Genomic DNA, 18,634 nt, shown 5'->3' on the forward strand with positions numbered 1-18,634 from the left:
TTCACTCCTTCTTCGCTCGCTGAGCCCGCTTGCTGACCTTGCCGGCCACCGTGCTCGGGAACGTCTCGACGACCTCGACGAGGTCGGGGAGCTTGTAGGCCGCCAGCCCGCGCTCCCGCAGGAACGACCGGGTCCCGGCGACGGTGAGCACCGACCGGTCGATCCCCTGGCGCGGCACGAGGTAGGCCTTCGTGCGCTCGCCCAGCGCGTCGTCCGGGACCCCGACGACGGAGGCGTCGTGCACCGCCGGGTGGGCGAGGAGGTGGTTCTCGACCTCCTCGGGCGCGACCTTCTCGCCACCCCGGTTGATCTGGTCCTTCGCCCGACCCACCACCGTGAGGTAGCCGCGGTCGTCCTGCTCGACGAGATCGCCGACGCGGTAGAAGCCGTCCGCCGTGAAGACCTGCGCGTCGTGGGCGGGAGTGCGGTAGTAGCCGCGCACGGTGGCCGGGCCGCGGGTCAGCAGGTGCCCGGGGCTGCCCGGGGGCACCGGCCGGTCCTCGTCGTCCACGACCAGGATCTCGTCGGCCTCGGAGGTCGGCCTGCCCTGCCGGGTGGTGATCGTCTCCTCGTCGGCGTCGAGATCGGTGAACGTGTGCAACCCCTCGGCCATGCCGTAGCTCTGTTGCAGCGTCGCACCCAGCTCCGCCCGGATGCGCCGGGCCGCCTCGGCGCCGAACTTCGCGCCGCCGACCCGGACGACCTGCAGGCTGGACAGGTCCGTCTCCGGCCGCAGCGACGAGTTCAGCCACAACAGGGCCAGCGGCGGGACCAGCGCGGTCTCGGTCACCCCGTGCCGGGCGACCAGCGCGAACGCCGTGTCCGGGCTCGGGTCGGAAGCCACGACGACGGTGGCGCCGACGTGCAGGGCCCCCAGGAAACCCGGGGAGCGCATCGCGAAGCTGTGCGGCATCGGCAGCACGACCAGCTGGACCGACGACGCGGTGGTCCCGCCCACGCGCACCGCCTGCCGCATCGACCCGAGATACCCCTCGTGGGTGTGCGGGATGAGCTTCGATGTCCCGGTCGTACCACCGGAGAGCTGCAGGAACGCGACGTCTCCCGGTAGGCAGCGACGCTCGCGGGGCAGCGGGTCGTGAGCCAGCAGCGTCTCGAGGGCCGCGCCCCCACCGGACCGGTCCAGGACGACGGTGTGTTCCACGGTCGGCGAGGACTCCGCGATCTGCGCCGCCAGCGCGCCCAGGTCGACGCCGTCGTGCCGGTCCACGGTCACATAGGCACGCGCCTCGGCCAGGTCGGCGAAGTGCGCGATCTCGCTGCGCTCGTGCGCGGCGAGCGCCAGCACCGGGATCGCGCCGAGCTCGAACAGCCCGAACACCAGCGGAACGAACTCCCCGACGTTGGGCAACTGGACGACGACGCGGTCGCCGCGCCCGATCCCCAGGCCGCGGAATCCGGCGGCCAGCCGCAGCACCCGCTCGCCGAGCTCGGCGTAGCTCAACCGCGTGTCCCCGGCGATGATCGCGACGTCGTCGGGCACCCGGTCGACGGTCTCGAACAACATCTCGGAGAACGTCTGGTCGATCCAGTACCCGTCCCGCCGGTAGCGGGCGGCGATCTCCTCGGGGTATCCGACGACGCCGTCGAGGACGAGCGGCTCGGGCCCGGGCACCGCGGGGTTCACGAGACCCGGGAATCGAACTGGTCGGTCGCCCCGGGCACCGGTTCGCCCGGGTCCTCGCCGAGCTTGACGATGCGGTTCTCGGCGTCGACGTGGACGACGCGCGGGTCGTGCCCGGCGAGTTCGGCGTCCTCGGCGAGCAGGTACGAGATGATGATGACGAGGTCGCCGGGGTGGACCAGGTGGGCGGCGGCACCGTTGATACAGATGACGCCCGAATCGGGCTCGCCCAGGATCACGTACGTCTCGAGCCGCGCGCCATTGGTGATGTCGACGACCTGCACCTTCTCGCCCTCGACCAGTCCGGCGGCGGCGGCCAGCGTGGAGTCGAGCGTCAGCGAACCGACGTAGTGCAGGTCGGCCTGGGTCACGGTCGCGCGGTGGATCTTTCCACCGAGGACGGTGCGAAGCATCGGGTTCCTCCCGGGATCGGCGATCAGAGCGACGTTGCGGACGTGTCCCGCGGACCGGTCGCGGCGGGCCCGGTCACGGACTCGCGGTGTCGGCGCGGTCCCGCAGCGATCGCGGGCGCAGGTCGGTCCAGGTCCGTTCGATCCAGTCGAGAACCTCCTGGCGCGGTCTGCCCGCGGGTTCGCCGTGGGCGACGGTCCACCCGCTCGGCACCACCTGGAACGTCGGCCACAGCGAGTACTGACCCTCGCGATTGACCAGTGCGTAGAAGCTTCCGTCGGCGTCGTCGAACGGGTTCGTGGCCATCGCATCCGTCTTCGTCGGGGTTGCGTCCCGCCGGTCGTGGCACGGTCGACGCGGTGGTCGATGCCGGTGCGGGATCCGGGAACGGACAGTAGATCTTGACTCTTAGTTTAGGCTAGCTTTACTCGTGTGGGTAGAGTCACCGCTTTGTCCGCTTCGTCGACACTGTCCGCTTTGGTTAGCCTGCCCTTTTCCCTGGACGGCTGCCAGACGCCCACACCGACCATCGCGATGGATGACATGACGACTTCCCAGGCAGCTCGTGCGCGGTGACCGCCTCGCCGACCCGGCGGACCTCGGCCGCGGCCGGCTCACCCGCCGGTTTCCGGTGTTCCTGCAGGTCCCGCCGGACCCACTCGCGGTGGATCCGTTCACCGTCGACGGGCGGATCAGCGCGCGGCGGTTCACCGCCCGGGTCGCCACCTCGTCGCCGAGGCTGACGGTCCCGGCTGCGGGGCTCGCCGTCGTCCAGCACACCTGCACCGCGCTGGTACCGGTGATCATGGGGCTGGCGATCGACCGGGCGCTGCAGAGCGGCGACTTCGTCCAGCTGACCGGATGGCTGCTACTTCTCGGGGCGAACTTCGTGTTCCTGGCCGTGGGCACACGGTTCAGCGCGCAGCTCGCCGCACGAGCGGTCCAGATGGTCGAGCACCGGCTGCGCAGCACCCTGTCCGGCACGGTCCTCCACCCGCCCGACGGACGAGTACGACAGGCCGACGGATCGCTCCTGTCCACCACGACCAACGACGTCACCCGCCTCGCGACAGCGGTGAACCTGGGTGTCTACCCGGTCGGCGAGCTGGCCGGGATCGCGTTCATCGCGGTGGCACTGCTGATGATCCACTGGCCTATCGGGACCGTGGTGCTGCTGGGCGCACCGGTCGTGGTCTGGCTGATGGGCGCACTGAGCGGACCGTTCGCACGGACTGCGCGGCACGCCCAGGCACTTCTCGCCGACGCTGTCGGCCGGGCCACCGACCTCGTCACCGGCTACCGGGTCATCAAGGGCATCCGAGCCGAGGACGAGGCGACCCGCCGCTACCGCCGGGAGAGCCGGACCGCCCTCGACGGCGCGTACCGCAACACCGACGCCCTCGGCCGCTACCTCGCCGGGAGCAACACGATCGGCGGCGTGTTCGTCGCCGCAGTCGCCGGGCTGGCGGGCTGGTTCGCGGTCACCGGGGCGATCACCATCGGCGAGCTCATCGCGGTCGCGGGGCTCACCCAGGCACTCCTGCCGCCGCTCAACATGCTGACCGCCAACGCGGGCGCCGTGTGGGCGGCAGCGGTGGGCTCCGGCGCACGGGTGCTGGACCTGCTGCTCAGCGCCCCGGGAACCGGCGACCACTCGGTGCGGACACCTGCCCCGGCACCCGCACACCTGCCGACCCTGGAGATCAGCATCGACGGGCACGCCCCGGTCCGCCTCGCCCCGGGAGACCTGCTCGGGCTGCACACCGACGAGCGGACCGCCACCGGGATCGTCCAGGCGCTGACCTCTCCCCGCGACGGTGACGGCGCCACGACGGTCCTGGTCGACGGCGACCCGGCAGGGCGACTGGATCCGGCGGGCTACCGGGAGGTGGTCCTCGTCGCGCCACACGAGGCGAGCCTGTTCAGCGGGACCGTCGCCGACAACCTGGACCTGCCCGGCGTCCCGGCGGAGCGCCGGACCGGGGCACTGTGGGCCGCCGCCTGCGAGGACTTCACCCTCGGCGCCGACCACGGCCTCAGCACCGAGGTCGGCGAGAACGGCAACCGGCTCTCCGGCGGTCAGCGCCAGCGCCTGGCCCTGGCCAGGGCCTACACCCGCGACCCCGCCGTGCTGGTCCTGCACGAACCGGCGACTGCGGTCGACTCGGTGACCGGCACTGCGATCGCCCAGCGGCTGCGCGCAGCGCGCGCGGGCCGGTCGACCCTGGTGATCACCACCTCGCCGGTACTGCTCGAGGGCTGCGACCGCGTCGTCGAGCTGGGCCGCCGGCCGTCCACGCCAGGGCTCCGGTGACCCGGTGACGACCACAGCGGACCGCGCGACGGCGGACCCGACGGCGGTCGGGGGCCTGCCCGTCGCCACCGGCAGCGAGACATGGCGTGAGCTCGTGCGGGCGAGCCGCGGGCACCGGCTCCGGCTCCTCGCCGTCGTGCTGTGCGGGCTCGGCAGCGCCGCGCTCGAGCTCGCCATGCCGGTGGTACTCGGCCGCCTCATCAACTCCGTCGCCGCCGGGACCGCCGACGCGACCACTGTCGGGTGGAGCATCGCCGCGATGGTGGGTGCGACCACGACCGGTGCGGCAGGAGCCGCTGTCACCGCCGTGCTGGCGGGTCGGTTGTACCAGACGATGCTGGCCGAGCTCCGCGAACGGCTGGTGGCCAACGCGATGCGGTTGCCACAGAGCGTCGTGGAACGGTCCGGGACCGGTGACCTGATCGCCCGCGCGAGCGACGACGTCGCGCAGATCGCCGGGTCCGCGCAACGGGTGATCCCCGCGCTCACCTCGGCGGCGTTCACCATCGTGGTCGCGCTGGCCGGCCTGACCGCGCTGGACTGGAGGTACGGGCTCGCACTGACACTGACACTGCCGGTGTACCTGGTCGCTCTGCGCTGGTACCTCGCCACCGCGCCGAGGATCTACGCGGCACAGCGAGCCGCGGCGGGTGCACGCGCCCAGCAGATACTGGAGTCGCTCCACGGATTCCAGACCGTGCAGGCCTACGGACTCGGCCCGCACCGCCACGACCGGGTGATCGGGGCATCGTGGACGATGCTGCGCCACACCATGCGTGCCCGCACCGTGCAGAACATGTTCGTCGGACGGCTGAACCTGGCCGAGTACCTGGGCCTGTCCGCAATCCTGATCACCGGCTGCCTGCTGATCGGAGCCGGGACCTCGACCGTCGGCACCGCGACCACGGCGATGCTGTTCTTCCTGCGACTGTTCGCTCCGATCACCCTGCTGCTGATGGTGATCGATGTCCTGCAGGCGGCCATCGCCGCGCTGAACCGGATCGTCGGCGTGATCACGGTGCCCGCGCACGACGGACCGGCCGGGCCGCCGACCGCGACGTCGGCGGACACCGCGGTGGCCAGGCTGCACGGCGTCAGCTTCGGCTACCCCGGTGGACCACGGGTGCTGCACGGGATCGACCTCACCGTGGGGCCCGGCGAACGGGTCGCGCTGGTCGGCGCGTCCGGCGCAGGGAAGACCACGGTCGCGAGCCTGCTCGCCGGGATCCACCGACCCGACCACGGCACCGTCACCCGACCTGATCACACGATCCTGATCACCCAGGACGCCCACGTCTTCGCCGGCACCCTGCGGGAGAACCTGGCCCTGGCAGCACCGGACGCAGACGACGCCCGGATCGTCGCCGCACTGGACACGACCGGCGCGGCGGCATTGCTCGATCTGCTGCCCGACGGTCTGGACACGACCCTGGGAGCGGCCGGGCACACGCTGACCTCGGCGCAGTCCCAGCAGGTCGCGCTGACGAGGGCGCTGCTCGCCGACCCCGAACTGGCGATCTTCGACGAGGCGACCGCGGAGGCCGGGTCGAGCAAGGCCGAGCTGCTCGACCGCTGCTCGGAGGCTGCGCTGCGAGGACGGGCAGGACTGGTGATCGCGCACCGGCTCTCACAGGCCGCGACCTGCGACCGGATCGTCGTCATGGACGGCGGGCGAGTCGTACAGGTCGGCACCCACGCCGAACTGACCACAGTGGATGGACTGTACGCGCAGCTGTGGCACTCCTGGAGCGGCGGCGATCCGGTGATCGCAGACGAGCGGTGAGCCCGCCACCGGCCACCGGGTCGCCTCGCCCGGACCCGACCCCCTCGCCGGGCGAACGGACCCGATGTGCGGATCGCAGCAACCACTCTGCGGCGACACCATCGACTCACCGGCCGACCGCGCTCGGAGTCTCCGGAGAGGCCTCCGGCGACCGGTTCACCGCGACGATCACACCGTGGAGACGTTGACGGATGGAACTCAGACAGCTGAGGCACTTCGTCGAAGCGGCACGGTTGTCGCACTTCACCAGAGCCGCCGAACGACTGAACGTCGCACAGCCTGCGCTGTCCCAACAGGTCAGCGCGCTCGAGCGCGAACTCGGAGTGGACCTCTTCGAACGCCACGGAAGACGCGTCGTGCTCGCGGCCGCCGGTGAGCGTCTCCTCGCCCGCGCCGAGGTCATCCTCGCCGAGGTCGAACGCGCACGGATCGCGGTCCAGGACGAACCGGACGCCCCGAGTGGCACCACCGTCGTCGGCGCTCTGAACTCGCTCGTGACCACGCTGCTCACCCGCGAGCTACCCCGGTTCCACCACCGTTTTCCCCAGGTGGATGTCGCCATCCACGAGGCGACGCCGGTAGAGATGCTGCGCAGTCTGCGCGAGGGCACCATCGACCTCGCCCTCAGCGACGATCGACTCGGCGACGGCTCGACCGCGCTGGAACGGCGACCACTCTTCGTCGAGGAGCTCGTCGTCGCCGTACCCACCGGGCATCGGCTGACCCGCCACGATCGGCTCGACCCGAAGGACCTCGTCGGCGAACGGTTCGTCAGCTATCCCCGTGGGTCGGTCGTCCGCGAGGTCCTCGTCTCACTCCTGCGAGCCGAAGAGCACGAGGCTCACATCCTCCATGAGTGCAGCACCCCCGAGAAGCTCGTGGCGAGCAATCTCGGCGTGGCACTCGTTCCACGCATGACAGCCGAAGCAGCAGTCGGGAATGTCGTCGTCAGAAGGCTGCGCCGGCCGCCTTCCCGAACGATCGGCTTGTTCACGGTCCGTGGGCGTCACCTCTCCGACGCCGCCGGTGCCTTCGTGAATCACGACTGGACACAGGGTCGGGCCGAGAACGGCGCCTGAAGGTGGACCCGGTCGCACCACACCGGCGGCACCATGTGCACTGCGGGTCAGAGTCGATCACACGTGAGTGGGCTCGGCGTCGGCCTGGTGGACGATCCGAGTCGCCCGCGACCCTGCAGTCGCCTCATCGTCCCGGTCCCGGGTCGGCTGTGGCGAACCACCAGGTGAAGGTGTCCCAGGTGCTCCAGTCCGGCGGGGTCCGGCCGAGCGCACGCGCCCAGTCCGCGACGTCCCGGGCGGTCGCCGACCATCCCGCGCCGGCGAACCACTGCTGCGGCGGCAGCTGCGGGCCCGCCTGCACGAATGCGGCGATCATGTCCCGGGTCGCCGCCCCGCCGTCGATGTCGTCGAGCGCTCCGGCCAGGTCCCCCTGCGGGTACTCGGTCGCGAAGGCCGAACCCGGCGCGCTCAGCGCCCCGACCGCGGCGAGCAGGGCGGCGCAGTCCTCCGGTGCGAGATAGAACAGCAGGCCCTCGGCCAGCCAGAGTGCGGGCAGGTCCCGGTCGTACCCGGCAGCCTGCAGCGCGTCCGGCCAGTCGCCGTCGCGCAGGTCGGTGGGCACCGGCACCGCGTACGTGGTGGGCGTGAGATTCCGGCTCTCGGCCAGCAGCCGCTTCGCCCGCAGGACCTCGGGTGCGTCGATCTCGAAGATCGTGGCGTCCGGCAGCCGCATCCGGTGGGCCCGGCCGTCGAGTCCCGCGCCGAGCACGACGATCTGCCGGACCCCCTCGTCGACGGCGGAGTGCACCCGCTCGTCGAAGTACCGGGTCCGCATCGCGACGTAGTCGCGCAGGGCGTCGGCGAGCACCGAGGGCGAGCCGTCCGCGGCACGCCACAACCGGGATACGGGTGCGTCGCCGACCGCCGCCGTCACCGCCTCGGCGATCGGGTCGGACTCGATCAGACGGTCGGGGTGCCCGAGGCCCGCGGCGCGCAGGGCCGCGATGAACACCGCCGTGTTCCCCACCCCGGACACGGCGCTCAGCACGTCGTCGGACATGGTCATGCGTCGGTCCTCTCGTCCTGCATCGGATGGCCCGTGCCCGGGCGCGACCGCGGGAGGACGCGCCGCAGGCAGGCGAGGCCGAGCCCCGCGACGATCACCATGATCGCCCACGAGCAGAGTGTGAACAGGTGGGCCTGCTCCGGGGTCGGCGAGGGCAGCCGCCCGGCGGCGAGCAGCTGGTACTGCCAGACCTGCGCGGTGCGGAACCAGACGACGACGGCCGCGATCCCGCCGGAGAGGTTCCAGACGGCGTGCAGCAGCGACACCACCAGGTACCAGCCGACCACCGGGCCGGTCACCCGCAGCCGTCCTGCCGCACGGGCGGCGGCGAACAGCGTCGCCCCGAGGACCGCGGTCCACAGCCCGTGACCGACCGGGGCGAGCAGGCCGCGAAGGATCTCGGTCTCGACGAGGGCACGCAGGTCCAGGCCGCCCAGGCCGAGCGCGGCGTTGAACGCGTACCCCGCGGACTCGAACGCGGCGAAGCCGAGCCCGACCGCCGCGCCGAACACCGCGCCGTCGCGGACCGTGTAGCCGGAGAGCCGCCGGGCGAGCAGCCAGACCGCGCCGAGCTTCATCAGCTCCTCGATCAGCCCCACCCCGAGCATGCCGAGTACCGGTCCGCCGCCCTGGAGCAACCGGGTCTCCAGCAGCGAGGCGCCCAGGATCCCCAGTACGCCGCCGACGACGAAGGCGAGCACGACGTCGCGCGCGGCCACGTGCTCGGTGCCCGAGTCGACCGCCCACAGGACGAAGGCCACCGGCACCAGGAAGGAGCCGAGCAGGATGACGGTCGGGATCAGCGTGGGGTTCTGCGTGGTCCAGGTGACCACCACCGTGGCGACCCAGAGCGCGAGTCCCCCGAGCAGCACCCGCAGCGCCGTGCGGTGCGCTCCCCGGCGCAGCAGGTCGCCGCCGATCACGCCCCGGTCCCCCGGCCCGCGGACACCGTCGACTCGAACGCGAAGATCCCCTTCGCCATCAGGGAGCCCTCGGCCTCACTGCAGGTCGCGTACACCGCAGCTCGTGCCCGCTGCACGCCCGCGTCGTCGGGCGCGGCACCGGCGGCCCACTCCACCAGCTGACGGGCCAGGCGCAGGTCCCCTGCGGCCACGCTCTCCTCCGCCCGCTCCACCAGGACCGCGGCCCCGCCGGCGAGCCCGGCCACCTCGGCGGCGACGGCCGCGTCCGCGGCGGGCTTGAGCCGGGCCGGGTTGCCGTCGTACCAGCCGCCGTAGAGCCGCCAGATGTTGCGCACGACGAACTCGGGCTCGTCGTAGAGCGGCTGGAGGAAGGGCTTGGCCAGCGTCACCTCCGGCACGGAGACGGTGTGCAGGACGGTGTCGAGCGGAGCGCCGGCGTTCATCAGCTCCAGGGTCTGGGCCACGAGCGCGTCCAGGACGTCGGCTGTCTCGCCGAGCACCGCGGCGATCCGATCCCGTCCGCCGATCGGCAGGCCGTGCGCCGGGAGCAGCAGCTCCGGTTCCTCGGCCACGATCGCCCGCAGCGCGGTGGCCCACTCGTCGGGGTAGCGCTGCACCTTCTGCGGGTTGCCCGCGTTCGGGAAGTTCCAGATGAGCAGGTCGCCCGTGCTGACCGCACGCTTTCCGGGCAGCCAGGACCAGAGGTGGTCGTCGGTCTCGCCCCGCGCGTGCCGGAACCCGATGTCGAGCCCGCCGACCGAGAGGTCGAGCGCGTCACCGACGAGGGTGTCGGGCAGGGCCACGTCGGAGGGCACGAACTCCCTCGGCGCGGCGTCGAACGACGGCCGCAGCTCGTCCGAACCGGTCCCGCCCGTCCGGCCCGGGTCCATCAGCCAGCCGAACTGGCGCATGTTGATCAGCATGTTGTACCCGGCGGTGCCCCGGTAGCGGGACAGCCGGCCCGGCACGTTCTCGTGCGCGATCACGCGCGGCGCCGGGTGGCCGCGGCGGGCGGCGTCGGCGAGGACGGCACCGCTCCCGCCGACGTGGTCGAGGTGCCCGTGGGTGTAGACGAGGGTGTGCACCGGCTCGTCGCTCCACCGGCGGACGGCGTCGACGACCTCGGCGCCGGTACCGGCGCCGCTCGCGTCGAACAGCACCAGACCCTCGTCCGTGCGGACGACGACGCAGTGCGAGAAGGACTCGACGACGGCGACGTCCTCGGCGACCTCGGACAGCTCCTGGTTCGTGCGGTTCACCGCGACGTCGCGCACACCGGTGTCGATGATCCGGGCGGACAGGTCGAGCAGGTCGGTCATGGCTCCTCCGCTCTCTCGGCTGATTCATCTGTCACGATACCGAGTAGTATTCGATACTTCAAGGTACTGAACAGGTCCCCGCCGGTCCGATACCGCCGGTGTCGTGTGGGCCGTGAGTGGACGTGGAGGTACGGACGTGGTGAACGCGGGCCCGGTCCCCCGGGTGAAGCGGGACGAGGTGCGCAGCCGGCTGCTCGACGCCGCCGCCGAGGTGTTCGCGCAGCGCGGCTATGCGGCGGCCCGCCTCGACGAGATCGCCCGCGCGGCGGGATTCACCAAGGGGGCCGTGTACTCCAACTTCGCGAGCAAGCACGCCCTGCTGGCCGAGCTGATCGAGCAGCGCGTCAGTGCCCACCTCGCGACGAGCGCCGCGGAGCTGCAGGCACGGGACCGGCCCGGCCGGGCGCTGGAGGACATCGCCGAGGTGTTCGCCGACGGGATCGTCGCCGGCCCCACCTGGGCCCGGCTGCTGGTCGAGATCGCCCAGCAGGCGGCGTACGACCCGGAGGTGCGGGCGGTCTACACCGAGGTCCGGCGGAGCCTGCGCGACGAGCTGGCCGCGGCCCTGGAGCGGGCCTGCGACCGGCTCGGCCGCACCCCGGCCGTCCCGCCCGCGCAGCTCGCCCTGACCATGCAGTCGCTGCGGCTCGGCCTGGTGCTCGAGTACGGCACCGACCCGGAGCAGGTCGACCGGGACACCGTGGTCGCCGTGTTCACCGACGCCCTGCACGCCCTCGTCCACTGAGGACGGGCGGCGCGCCCCGGGGACCACAGCCGGGGCGAATCCGGCGGGCACCCGAGGGAGGTGTCCACGGCCCGCGTCACCGCGCTCCCCCGACCAGGTCGGCGGCCGTCCCCTCCTGCCACGGCCCGGGGTCGGTGAGGAACGTCGACTCCCCGGACGGATCCTGCCGCTCCAGCCACCGGCGCAGGGCGACCGTCGCCGCGGGGAACCCGCGCACCTGCGCCGCGGTCTCCCGGACCAGGCTCGTCGTCGCCGTGTCCCGGTCGGGATCGTGCAGGATCCGCTTCTGCGCGGCCACCACCGCGCGTGGCCGGCGGGCGAACCGGGCGGCACGGGACCGGGTGTGCGGCAGCAGGTCCGCGGCGGGCACGACGTCGTCGACGAGGCCGAACCGGGCCGCCTCCTCCGCCGTGTAGGCCCGGGCCTCCAGCATGATCTCCAGCGCACGGGAGGGGCCGACCAACCGGGCGAGCCGCTGGCCACCGAACGTCGTGGACAGACCGAGGGCCAGCTCCGGCAGCAGGAACCGGGCACCGTGCGAGGCGAACCGCAGGTCGAAGAAGACCGACAGCTCCAGTCCCCCGCCACCACACGGCCCGTCGACGGCGGCGATCCACACCGCGGGCGAGCGCAGGATGCCCTCGGCCGCCCGCTGGAAGTCGGCGAGCGCCTGCAGGCCGGCCAGCGGGGTGCTCCGCAGCAGGTGCCGGACGGGGCCGTGGGCCCTGGCGAGCAACGCGGTCCCCCGGGCCAGCCCCCACGCCGCGGCCGGTGGGAGCCGCGGGGTGTGCTCGGCGGTGTGCAGGAGGTCCCCGATGTCGAAGTGGGTGATGTAGCGCCCGGGGACACCGCCGGTCACCACGACCACGCCGACGCTGTCGTCGTCGGCGACCGCGTCGACCAGCCGGACGACGTCGGCCTGCATCGCCGCGGTCATGTAGGTGTAGGGCGGATCGGTCGCGAGGACCGTCAGCACCCGCCCGTCCTGTTCCGTGCGCAGGGTCTCGTAGCCCTGCCCGGCAGCTCGGCGGGTCATCGGTTCCTCCTGTCCCGCAGGGGCGCGAGCACCCGCTCCGGGGCCTGGCCCGAGGCGAGGACCGTCGCGTCCGGGCGCACGAGTACGGCGTGCGCCCCGCCGTCGCGCAGCCAGCGGCCGAGCGGGTCGGCCGGCGTGACCTCGACCAGTGCCGCCCCCGCCCGTTCCACCTCGCGGCGCCGGGCCGGTCCGACGGGCGTGTCGGTCACCACGGCGAACCGGCCCCCGACGATCTCGTCGAGGCGAGCGGCGCCGCGCACCTCGGCGTTGGGGCAGAGCGACCCGGCCGGTCCGCGGGACCGGAGAGGTCCCCGTGGCCGCCGGACGAGCGACGAGTGCCCCAGCGCGGGTGTCCCGCTCCCGAACCGCTCGGGGCGGGCGGCCGCGGCCAGCCGCGGCAGGACGGTCCGCCGTGCGACGTCGCCCGCGTGCCCGCCGCCGGTCATCACCCGGCCCAGCGAGACCGCCTGCCGGATCATGGCGCGGGCGTGCGGCCTGCGCTCCGCCTGATAGCTGTCGAGATCGGACTCCGGGAGCTCGCCGCGGAGCACCCCGGCGAGTTTCCAGGACAGGTTGGCGGCGTCGCGCAGACCGGCGCCCATCCCCTGCCCGATGAAGGGCGGGGTCAGGTGCGCGGCGTCCCCGAGCAGCAGTACCCGGCCGTCCTGCCAGCGGTCGGCGAGCTGGGCCCGGAAGGTGTAGTCGGTGACCCGCAGGAGCGTCAGGTCCTCGTCCGGCGTGCCGCGCAGCCAGGGCCGCAGCAGCGGGCGCAGCGCGTGCACGGTGCCGTGGTCCGCGGCGGACTCGCCGTCGGCGAGCTGGAACTCCCACCGGTACCGGTCGTCGGAGATCCGCATGTAGGTCGCGGCGCGCTCGGCCGAGCAGACCTGGTGGATGCCCTCCCACCGGCCGAGATCGGCGCCGGTCGCGAGGTCCACGACGAGCCAGCGCTGGGTGAAGCCGAGATCCTCCATCCGGGAGCCGAGAGCGTCGCGGACCACGCTGTTGGCCCCGTCGCAGCCCAGGACGTACCCGGCGGTGATCGTCTCGTCCCGGCCGGTGACCCGGTCGGTGAGCTGCACGGTGATCCCGTGGGCGAGATCGTGCCGGACGATCCCGGTCACCTCGGCGTCACCGCGGATGCGGGCACCGGGACGGCGCCGCAGGGCGCTGCGCAGCAACCGCTCCAGCTCCGGCTGGTCGAACATGCTGGCTTCCGGGTACCCGTGCCTGCCGGTACCGGCCCGGCCGATCTCCCCGAGCACCCGGTGGTCGGCTCCGTCGATCAGCCGCAGCCCGAGTGCGGGCCGCGAGATCGCGGCGAACTCCTCGGCCAGGCCCATCCGGGCCAGGATCCGGAAGATCTCGTCGTCGAGCGACACCGCCCGGGGCCGGGGGTACACGCCGGTCCAGCGGTCGAGCACGAGGACGTCGACGCCCCGGTCGGCCAGCATGATCGCCGCACTGATCCCGGTCGGGCCCGCACCCACGATCACGACGTCGGCGTGCTCCGGCCGCCCAGCCGTCACCGGTGCTCCACCGGGTTGCGCTGACGGCCCAGGTCCAGGTGGCCGTCGTCGGTGCCGATGGCGGCCGTCACGACGTCGCCGTGCTGCAGGTAGTCGGGGTTGCGCTCGGCCCGGCCGACGAAGGCCTTCCACTTCCGCTCCGGAGGCAGGAGCCCACCGATGACCTCCACGATCCGCCGCGGAGCCTTCAGCGCGGTGCCACCCGGCGTCCCCGTCAGGAGCAGGTCGCCGGGCTCCAGTTCCTGGAACCGGGCGAGCAGCGTGAGTGCCCTGGCCGGCTGCACGATCATGTCGGCGAGCGTGCGGTCCTGGCGCAGCACGTCGTTGACCCACAGCCGCAGCCGCAGCCGTTCCAGGTGCGCGGCGTCGCCCGGCTCGAGCAGGACGAGCCGGGGCCCGACGGGGGTGAACGTCGGGTACGACTTCGACTCGTAGAACTGGCCCTTCGGCAGCTGGATGTCGCGGGCGCTGACGTCGTCGGTGACGACCAGCCCGGCCACGTAGTGGTCGAGGTCGGCGTCGGTGACGACGCTGCCGACCGGCAGCGGCGCGCCGAGGACCAGGCCGAGCTCGACCTCGTAGTCCAGCAGCCGGACGTGCTCGGGCCGCACGATCGTCGCGTCCGGCGCCGACACCGAGCCCGACGCCTTGCGGAAGAACGTCGGGAGCACCTGGTCGGGGTCGAAGCCGGAGTCCGTGGCGTGCGACCGGAAGTTGACCATCTGGGCGACGACCCGGCACGGCGTGGTCACCGGCGAGACCAGGTCCAGTCCCGCGACGTCGACGGCGCTCTCCGCCGTCGACGCGGCCAGCGCGGCGGACGCCTTCTCGACGGCCGGACGGTCGGCCAGCAGCGCGGCCGTCGTCGTCGCGTCGGTGTCGATCGGTACCGCCCGGCCGGCGCCGGAGGTGCTGCCGGTGGCCTCGACGTACCAGGCGTCGGTGGTGCGCAGGACGGAGATGCTCATGAGTTCATCGCTCTCATCAGGGCCCGCAGACGGGCGGGGGTCAGGTCAGTGTCCTCGGCACGGAGCGCGCCGAGGGCGTCGAGGAGCCGGGACGGGCCGCCGCCGAGGAACTCCCGGGTGACGGGCGGGCCCCACTGGGCGAGCCCGGACGACGACATCGAGGCCCAGCCGGGCTCGACCGAGGCGTCGAAGACGTCGCCGTCGGCGAAGTGCTCGACCATGAGGCCGTCGGGATCGCGCCAGTAGTCGAAGAGCTGGCTGCCCTGGACGTGCCGCCCGATCCCCCAGGACCGCCGGTAGCCGCGCTCGGTCAGGTACTCGCCGCCGGCGGCGATCGCGTCGAGGTCGGTGACCTGGTAGGCGGAGTGGACGTAGCCGGTGGTGGGCCCGAGGTGCATGGCCAGGGTGTGGTGGTCGGCCGGTTCACGGCCGCGGTCGCACCGCAGGAAGGCGAACGTCGGGCCGAAGTCCCGGTCGTCGGGCAGGTGGAGGAAGTCGCTGACGATCAGGCCGAGGGTGTCGAGGTACCAGTCCAGTGCGGACCGGAAGCGCGGTGTCTCCAGGACCACGTGCCCCAGCCGCTGCACCCGGGCCGGTTCGCGGGCCGGTCGCTGGGTCGCGTTGACGCGCGGGAACTCCCGCGCGGCCGTCAGCCCGGTGTTCAGCGTCAGTGGCACCTGTCCGGGCAGTCCGGCGTGCTCGTCGGCGCCGGCGACGACGGCGACCGGGATCCCGCTCGGGTCGCGCAGCTCGACCAGGGACCCCGGCCGTCCGGGTGCGACCGGGCGGACCGGCGAGCCGGTGTGCCGGGCGAGGCGTTCGAGGTCCTCCGTCGCGTCGGCCTGGAAGACCGGTCCGACGAAGCGCGACGACGGCCCGCGGCGGACGACCAGGGCGTCGCTGCCGGGCAGGGTGCCGCGCAGCCGCAGCTCGTCCGGTGTCCGGGACGCGACGGCGAACCCGAAGTCGCAAGCGAAGATCTCGGCCCGGTCCAGGTCCGGCTTCTCGAACTGCAGCCAGGCGAGGTCGCGGACCTTGATCACCGGGTTGCGGGACCGGCCCGGGTGCTCGCCGCGGCGTCGCCCGTGCTCGCTGTGCAGGTCGCTGTGCGCCGCCTCCGGCAGGTCCGCGGGCGCGGGGATCTCGACGGTCATGCTCCTACTCCGATCTGGTCCAGGTCGTGGCCGACGACCAGCCGGCCGGAGAAGCCCTTGCCGGCGTCCTCCCAGCGCTCGACGGGCCAGGTCGCCGGCACGAAGTGGTTCAGGACGAGCGTCCCGACCCCGGCCCGCTCGGCCAGCGGGCCGACGTCGGCGATGCGGGTGTGCTGGCCGATCATGTGCTGGTAGATGGCCTCGGACATCGGGTCACGCGGCGAGGGGAAGTGCTCGGCGACCCAGTCGTCGGCGATCACCTCGTGGACGAGGACGTCCGCCCCGGTGGCCAGTTCGACCAGGTTGTCGCTGGGCCCGGTGTCACCGGAGAACACGACCGAGCCGTCGTCGGTGTCGAACCGGAACGCGAGCGCCGGGAAGATCGGCGCGTGCTGGACGAGCGTCGCCGACACCCGGATCCGGTCGTCCTCGAAGAACGGCACCGGGCTCATCCGCGGGTGCGGGTTCCCGTTCGGGTCGGCGGTGTACTCGGCCGGGATCGGCACGTCGTGCCCGGCGAGGTACCCGTCGGGGACCTCGACGCCCTGCTCGAAGAAGCGGTCGTTGTAGTCGGTCGCGTAGGTGCCGAGGAGCTTCTCGACCATCTCCGCGGTGCCGGGGGTCGGGCTCTGCGGCGCGACCGCGTTCGGCGAGCTGCCGGGGCGGGCCGGGGGAAGGGCGCCACGGTTGCCCGGGCCCCAGACCCGGACCGGGCCGCCGAGTCCCAGCCCGTTCGCCAGGCCGGTGGTGAGGATGTTGTTGAGGTCGCAGACGTGGTCGGAGTGCAGGTGGGTCAGGAAGATCCCGCCGAGCGTGTCGAGCGGGCCCGCCATCCGGGACTCCCAGTTGCCGAGCCGGGCGCGGCGGATCTGCGGGCCGACGCCGTGCCCGCAGTCGACCAGGTAGTACCGGTCTCCGACGGCGACGGCCGAGGAGATCCCGCAGCGCGGGTCGTCGAGCCACCAGTTGGGACCGCCCGCGGTCCCGAGCAGCACGAGGCGGGTCGGGGCGTCGGAGGTCAGGGGTGCACGGTCAGCGGTCACGGTGGTTCCTCTCGTCGTCGTGCAGCAGGGCACGGGTGTTCGTGGCGAGGTGGTCGCGCCACGTTCCGGTCGGTCCCGGCGCCGCCAGCGAGGCGATCTGGGCCTCGACGGCCGGGGCGGGCGTGAAGCAGTGGTCGCTGCCGTAGACGAGGCGGGCGCCGCCGACGGTGGCGGCGATCGCGGGCAGCTGGACGGGTAGCGGGGTCCCCGCGCAGTCGAACCAGCACCCGGCCAGCGCGGTGGCCACGTCCTGCCGCGGTGCCTGCGGGTCGAACAGGGAGAACAGGTTCACCCGCGCGGTGAGCAGCGGCAGCACGCCACCGCCGTGGGTGAGCACCCACCGGATCCGCGGGTGCCGGCCGATCCGGTCGGCGAGCACCAGGTCGACCGCGGAGCGCGCCGCGTCGAACAGGAACTCGATCATCGGCAGCGGCCTGCCGCGGGACACGGCGTCGGCGTGCGGGGGCGCGGAGGGATGGACCAGGACGAGCGCTCCGCGCGCGTCGAGCTCGTCGAACAGCGGATCGAGGGCCCGGTCGCCCGGGTAGAGCCCGGCGGCGTTCGACGGCAGCAGCACGCCGTCGGCCCCCAGCTCGTCGAGCCCGCGACGGGCCTCGGCGACGGCCGCCCCGACGTCCGGCAGCGGGAGTGCGACGAGGTGCCCGAACCGGTCCGGCCGGGCCTCGACGATCTCCGCGGCGGCGTCGTTGACGTGCCGGGCGAGCTCGCGGGCGGCGGCGTCGTCACCGAAGTGGACCCCGGGCGAGGACACCGACAGCAGGGACCGCCCGATCCCGGTCGCGTCCATCAGGGACAGGTGCTGGTCGGCCGACCAGCGCGGCCAGGCCGGCATGCCGTCCGGTGTGGTGTGGCCCGCGGCGACGGCCGCCTCGACGTAGTGGCCGGTGAGGAAGTGCGCGTGGACGTCGGTCAGCGACGGCGACGTCACCGCTGCTCCTCGTCGGCGGCGGCCACCGCCGCCGGCCGCGTGCGCAGCAGGCGCCAGGTGAGGTAGCCCCACAGGACGATCGCGGGCGGGCCGAGCACGAACTTCGCCACCCCGAGGGCGACGACCTGGGACGCCGCGTACAGCGGGACCCCGACGAGCAGGTGCAGCACCCAGAGCCCGGTCCACAGTGCAGTGACCCTGAGATGGGCGGCCGGGTCGTCGGTCATGCCGGAGAAGCGGGACAGCCGCATCGAGATCGGCCGCCGGATCAGCCAGGAGCCCGCGAACACGACCGTCGCGAGGCTGTTGACGACCAGCCACGGCAGGAAGTAGTCGCGGCCCTCCCCGGTGACCAGCACCATCAGCACGTGCAGCAGCACGAGGCCGAAGGCCGCGACGACCATGGTGAGCCGTCGGCGCGCGAGCAGGCGTACGACGACCAGTACCAGGCCCGCGGCGACGGCCGCGATCACTCCCTCCTGCACTCCCAGCGCCTCGTAGCCCACCAGGAAGGCGATGTTCGGCAGGACGGCGTCGGCGAGATGTCGTCGCAGGTCACGACCCTTCAGCGGGGACGGCGGTCCGGACGGGTGCTCCACAGCCATGTCCGTGACGATACTTCTCGGTATTCAATACCCTCAAGTACTGGACGCTGAGAAGTCCCTGAGTTCTGCCGGGCCGGCCCCACCCGGCAGCCGGACCCCGTCCACCTCCGTGACCGTCGCCCACCGGC

At 73.0% G+C, this 18,634-nt stretch carries 17 protein-coding genes; 4 read left to right on the forward strand and 13 right to left on the reverse strand.

What is annotated here, in order from left to right; genetic code table 11:
- Position 1 precedes the first annotated feature (1 nt).
- The 3 genes from PP1_RS08160 to PP1_RS08170 form a co-directional block, all read right to left on the reverse strand.
- Positions 2-1,633, reverse strand: coding sequence for a (2,3-dihydroxybenzoyl)adenylate synthase (locus tag PP1_RS08160; RefSeq protein WP_139323813.1), 1,632 nt, complete (start codon positions 1,631-1,633; stop codon positions 2-4).
- An 8-nt stretch (positions 1,634-1,641) separates the two neighbouring features.
- Positions 1,642-2,055 (reverse strand): aspartate 1-decarboxylase, encoded by a 414-nt coding sequence (gene panD, locus PP1_RS08165; RefSeq protein ID WP_010227757.1) that lies wholly within the window; start codon positions 2,053-2,055, stop codon positions 1,642-1,644.
- A 73-nt stretch (positions 2,056-2,128) separates the two neighbouring features.
- Positions 2,129-2,359 (reverse strand): MbtH family protein, encoded by a 231-nt coding sequence (locus PP1_RS08170; RefSeq protein WP_010227755.1) that lies wholly within the window; start codon positions 2,357-2,359, stop codon positions 2,129-2,131.
- A gap of 259 nt (positions 2,360-2,618) precedes the next feature.
- Here PP1_RS08170 and PP1_RS08175 point away from each other — a divergent pair, with 259 nt between their 5' ends.
- From PP1_RS08175 to PP1_RS08185, 3 genes are all read left to right on the forward strand, one after another.
- Complete coding sequence (locus tag PP1_RS08175; RefSeq protein WP_010227753.1) at positions 2,619-4,367, forward strand: ABC transporter transmembrane domain-containing protein; 1,749 nt, start codon at positions 2,619-2,621, stop codon at positions 4,365-4,367.
- Between the two features lie 4 nt (positions 4,368-4,371).
- On the forward strand, positions 4,372-6,150 hold the full coding sequence (locus PP1_RS08180) for an ABC transporter ATP-binding protein (RefSeq protein WP_010227751.1): 1,779 nt from the start codon (positions 4,372-4,374) through the stop codon (positions 6,148-6,150).
- A 191-nt stretch (positions 6,151-6,341) separates the two neighbouring features.
- On the forward strand, positions 6,342-7,229 hold the full coding sequence (locus PP1_RS08185) for a LysR family transcriptional regulator (RefSeq protein ID WP_010227748.1): 888 nt from the start codon (positions 6,342-6,344) through the stop codon (positions 7,227-7,229).
- Positions 7,230-7,353: 124 nt separating this feature from the next.
- Here PP1_RS08185 and PP1_RS08190 read toward each other — a convergent pair whose 3' ends face one another.
- The 3 genes from PP1_RS08190 to PP1_RS08200 are packed head-to-tail and all read right to left on the reverse strand — an operon-like array spanning position 7,354 to position 10,477.
- The gene (locus tag PP1_RS08190) at positions 7,354-8,235 is read right to left on the reverse strand and encodes an SAM-dependent methyltransferase (protein WP_010227746.1); all 882 of its coding nucleotides are present in this window, start codon (positions 8,233-8,235) and stop codon (positions 7,354-7,356) included.
- Positions 8,232-9,158: a PrsW family intramembrane metalloprotease gene (locus tag PP1_RS08195; RefSeq protein WP_010227744.1), complete on the reverse strand. Its 927-nt coding sequence runs from the start codon at positions 9,156-9,158 to the stop codon at positions 8,232-8,234. Before PP1_RS08195 ends, PP1_RS08190 begins: the two co-directional genes overlap by 4 nt.
- Positions 9,155-10,477, reverse strand: a complete 1,323-nt coding sequence (locus PP1_RS08200; RefSeq protein WP_010227742.1) for an alkyl sulfatase dimerization domain-containing protein — start codon at positions 10,475-10,477, stop codon at positions 9,155-9,157. The genes PP1_RS08195 and PP1_RS08200 overlap by 4 nt, the downstream gene beginning before the upstream one ends.
- Before the next feature lie 112 nt (positions 10,478-10,589).
- Between PP1_RS08200 and PP1_RS08205 the strand changes: the two genes are divergently transcribed.
- Entirely contained in the window at positions 10,590-11,222 is a 633-nt protein-coding gene (locus PP1_RS08205) for a TetR/AcrR family transcriptional regulator (protein ID WP_227012660.1), read from the forward strand.
- Between the two features lie 76 nt (positions 11,223-11,298).
- Here PP1_RS08205 and PP1_RS08210 read toward each other — a convergent pair whose 3' ends face one another.
- Genes PP1_RS08210 through PP1_RS08240 form a run of 7 tightly spaced genes read right to left on the reverse strand, consistent with a single transcriptional unit; the run spans position 11,299 to position 18,506 of the window.
- A complete protein-coding gene (locus PP1_RS08210) occupies positions 11,299-12,258 on the reverse strand; it encodes an enoyl-CoA hydratase-related protein (protein ID WP_010227738.1) in 960 nt (319 codons plus the stop codon).
- The gene (gene mhpA / locus PP1_RS08215) at positions 12,255-13,787 is read right to left on the reverse strand and encodes a bifunctional 3-(3-hydroxy-phenyl)propionate/3-hydroxycinnamic acid hydroxylase MhpA (RefSeq protein ID WP_010227736.1); all 1,533 of its coding nucleotides are present in this window, start codon (positions 13,785-13,787) and stop codon (positions 12,255-12,257) included. The genes PP1_RS08210 and mhpA overlap by 4 nt, the downstream gene beginning before the upstream one ends.
- Positions 13,784-14,755: a fumarylacetoacetate hydrolase family protein gene (locus PP1_RS08220; RefSeq protein WP_010227734.1), complete on the reverse strand. Its 972-nt coding sequence runs from the start codon at positions 14,753-14,755 to the stop codon at positions 13,784-13,786. The genes mhpA and PP1_RS08220 overlap by 4 nt, the downstream gene beginning before the upstream one ends.
- Positions 14,752-15,909 carry a VOC family protein gene (locus PP1_RS08225; RefSeq protein ID WP_010227732.1) on the reverse strand — a complete coding sequence of 386 codons (1,158 nt, stop codon included), beginning with the start codon at positions 15,907-15,909 and terminating at the stop codon, positions 14,752-14,754. The genes PP1_RS08220 and PP1_RS08225 overlap by 4 nt, the downstream gene beginning before the upstream one ends.
- A complete protein-coding gene (locus PP1_RS08230; protein WP_010227730.1) occupies positions 15,906-16,952 on the reverse strand; it encodes an MBL fold metallo-hydrolase in 1,047 nt (348 codons plus the stop codon). Before PP1_RS08230 ends, PP1_RS08225 begins: the two co-directional genes overlap by 4 nt.
- Positions 16,942-17,901: an amidohydrolase family protein gene (locus PP1_RS08235; RefSeq protein ID WP_010227728.1), complete on the reverse strand. Its 960-nt coding sequence runs from the start codon at positions 17,899-17,901 to the stop codon at positions 16,942-16,944. The genes PP1_RS08230 and PP1_RS08235 overlap by 11 nt, the downstream gene beginning before the upstream one ends.
- A complete protein-coding gene (locus PP1_RS08240) occupies positions 17,898-18,506 on the reverse strand; it encodes a DUF3159 domain-containing protein (protein WP_083697063.1) in 609 nt (202 codons plus the stop codon). Before PP1_RS08240 ends, PP1_RS08235 begins: the two co-directional genes overlap by 4 nt.
- Positions 18,507-18,634 lie beyond the last annotated feature (128 nt).

This window comes from Pseudonocardia sp. P1, assembly GCF_000178675.2.
Taxonomy (GTDB): domain Bacteria; phylum Actinomycetota; class Actinomycetes; order Mycobacteriales; family Pseudonocardiaceae; genus Pseudonocardia.

Excerpts from the sequence above, each read along its gene's own strand:
- panD (WP_010227757.1), bottom strand. The coding sequence starts at position 2,055 with ATGCTTCGCACCGTCCTCGGTGGAAAGATCCACCGCGCGACCGTGACC.
- PP1_RS08170 (WP_010227755.1), bottom strand. The coding sequence starts at position 2,359 with ATGGCCACGAACCCGTTCGACGACGCCGACGGAAGCTTCTACGCACTG.
- PP1_RS08185 (WP_010227748.1), top strand. The coding sequence starts at position 6,342 with ATGGAACTCAGACAGCTGAGGCACTTCGTCGAAGCGGCACGGTTGTCG.
- PP1_RS08190 (WP_010227746.1), bottom strand. The coding sequence starts at position 8,235 with ATGACCATGTCCGACGACGTGCTGAGCGCCGTGTCCGGGGTGGGGAAC.
- PP1_RS08200 (WP_010227742.1), bottom strand. The coding sequence starts at position 10,477 with ATGACCGACCTGCTCGACCTGTCCGCCCGGATCATCGACACCGGTGTG.
- PP1_RS08210 (WP_010227738.1), bottom strand. The coding sequence starts at position 12,258 with ATGACCCGCCGAGCTGCCGGGCAGGGCTACGAGACCCTGCGCACGGAA.
- PP1_RS08220 (WP_010227734.1), bottom strand. The coding sequence starts at position 14,755 with ATGAGCATCTCCGTCCTGCGCACCACCGACGCCTGGTACGTCGAGGCC.
- PP1_RS08225 (WP_010227732.1), bottom strand. The coding sequence starts at position 15,909 with ATGACCGTCGAGATCCCCGCGCCCGCGGACCTGCCGGAGGCGGCGCAC.
- PP1_RS08240 (WP_083697063.1), bottom strand. The coding sequence starts at position 18,506 with ATGGCTGTGGAGCACCCGTCCGGACCGCCGTCCCCGCTGAAGGGTCGT.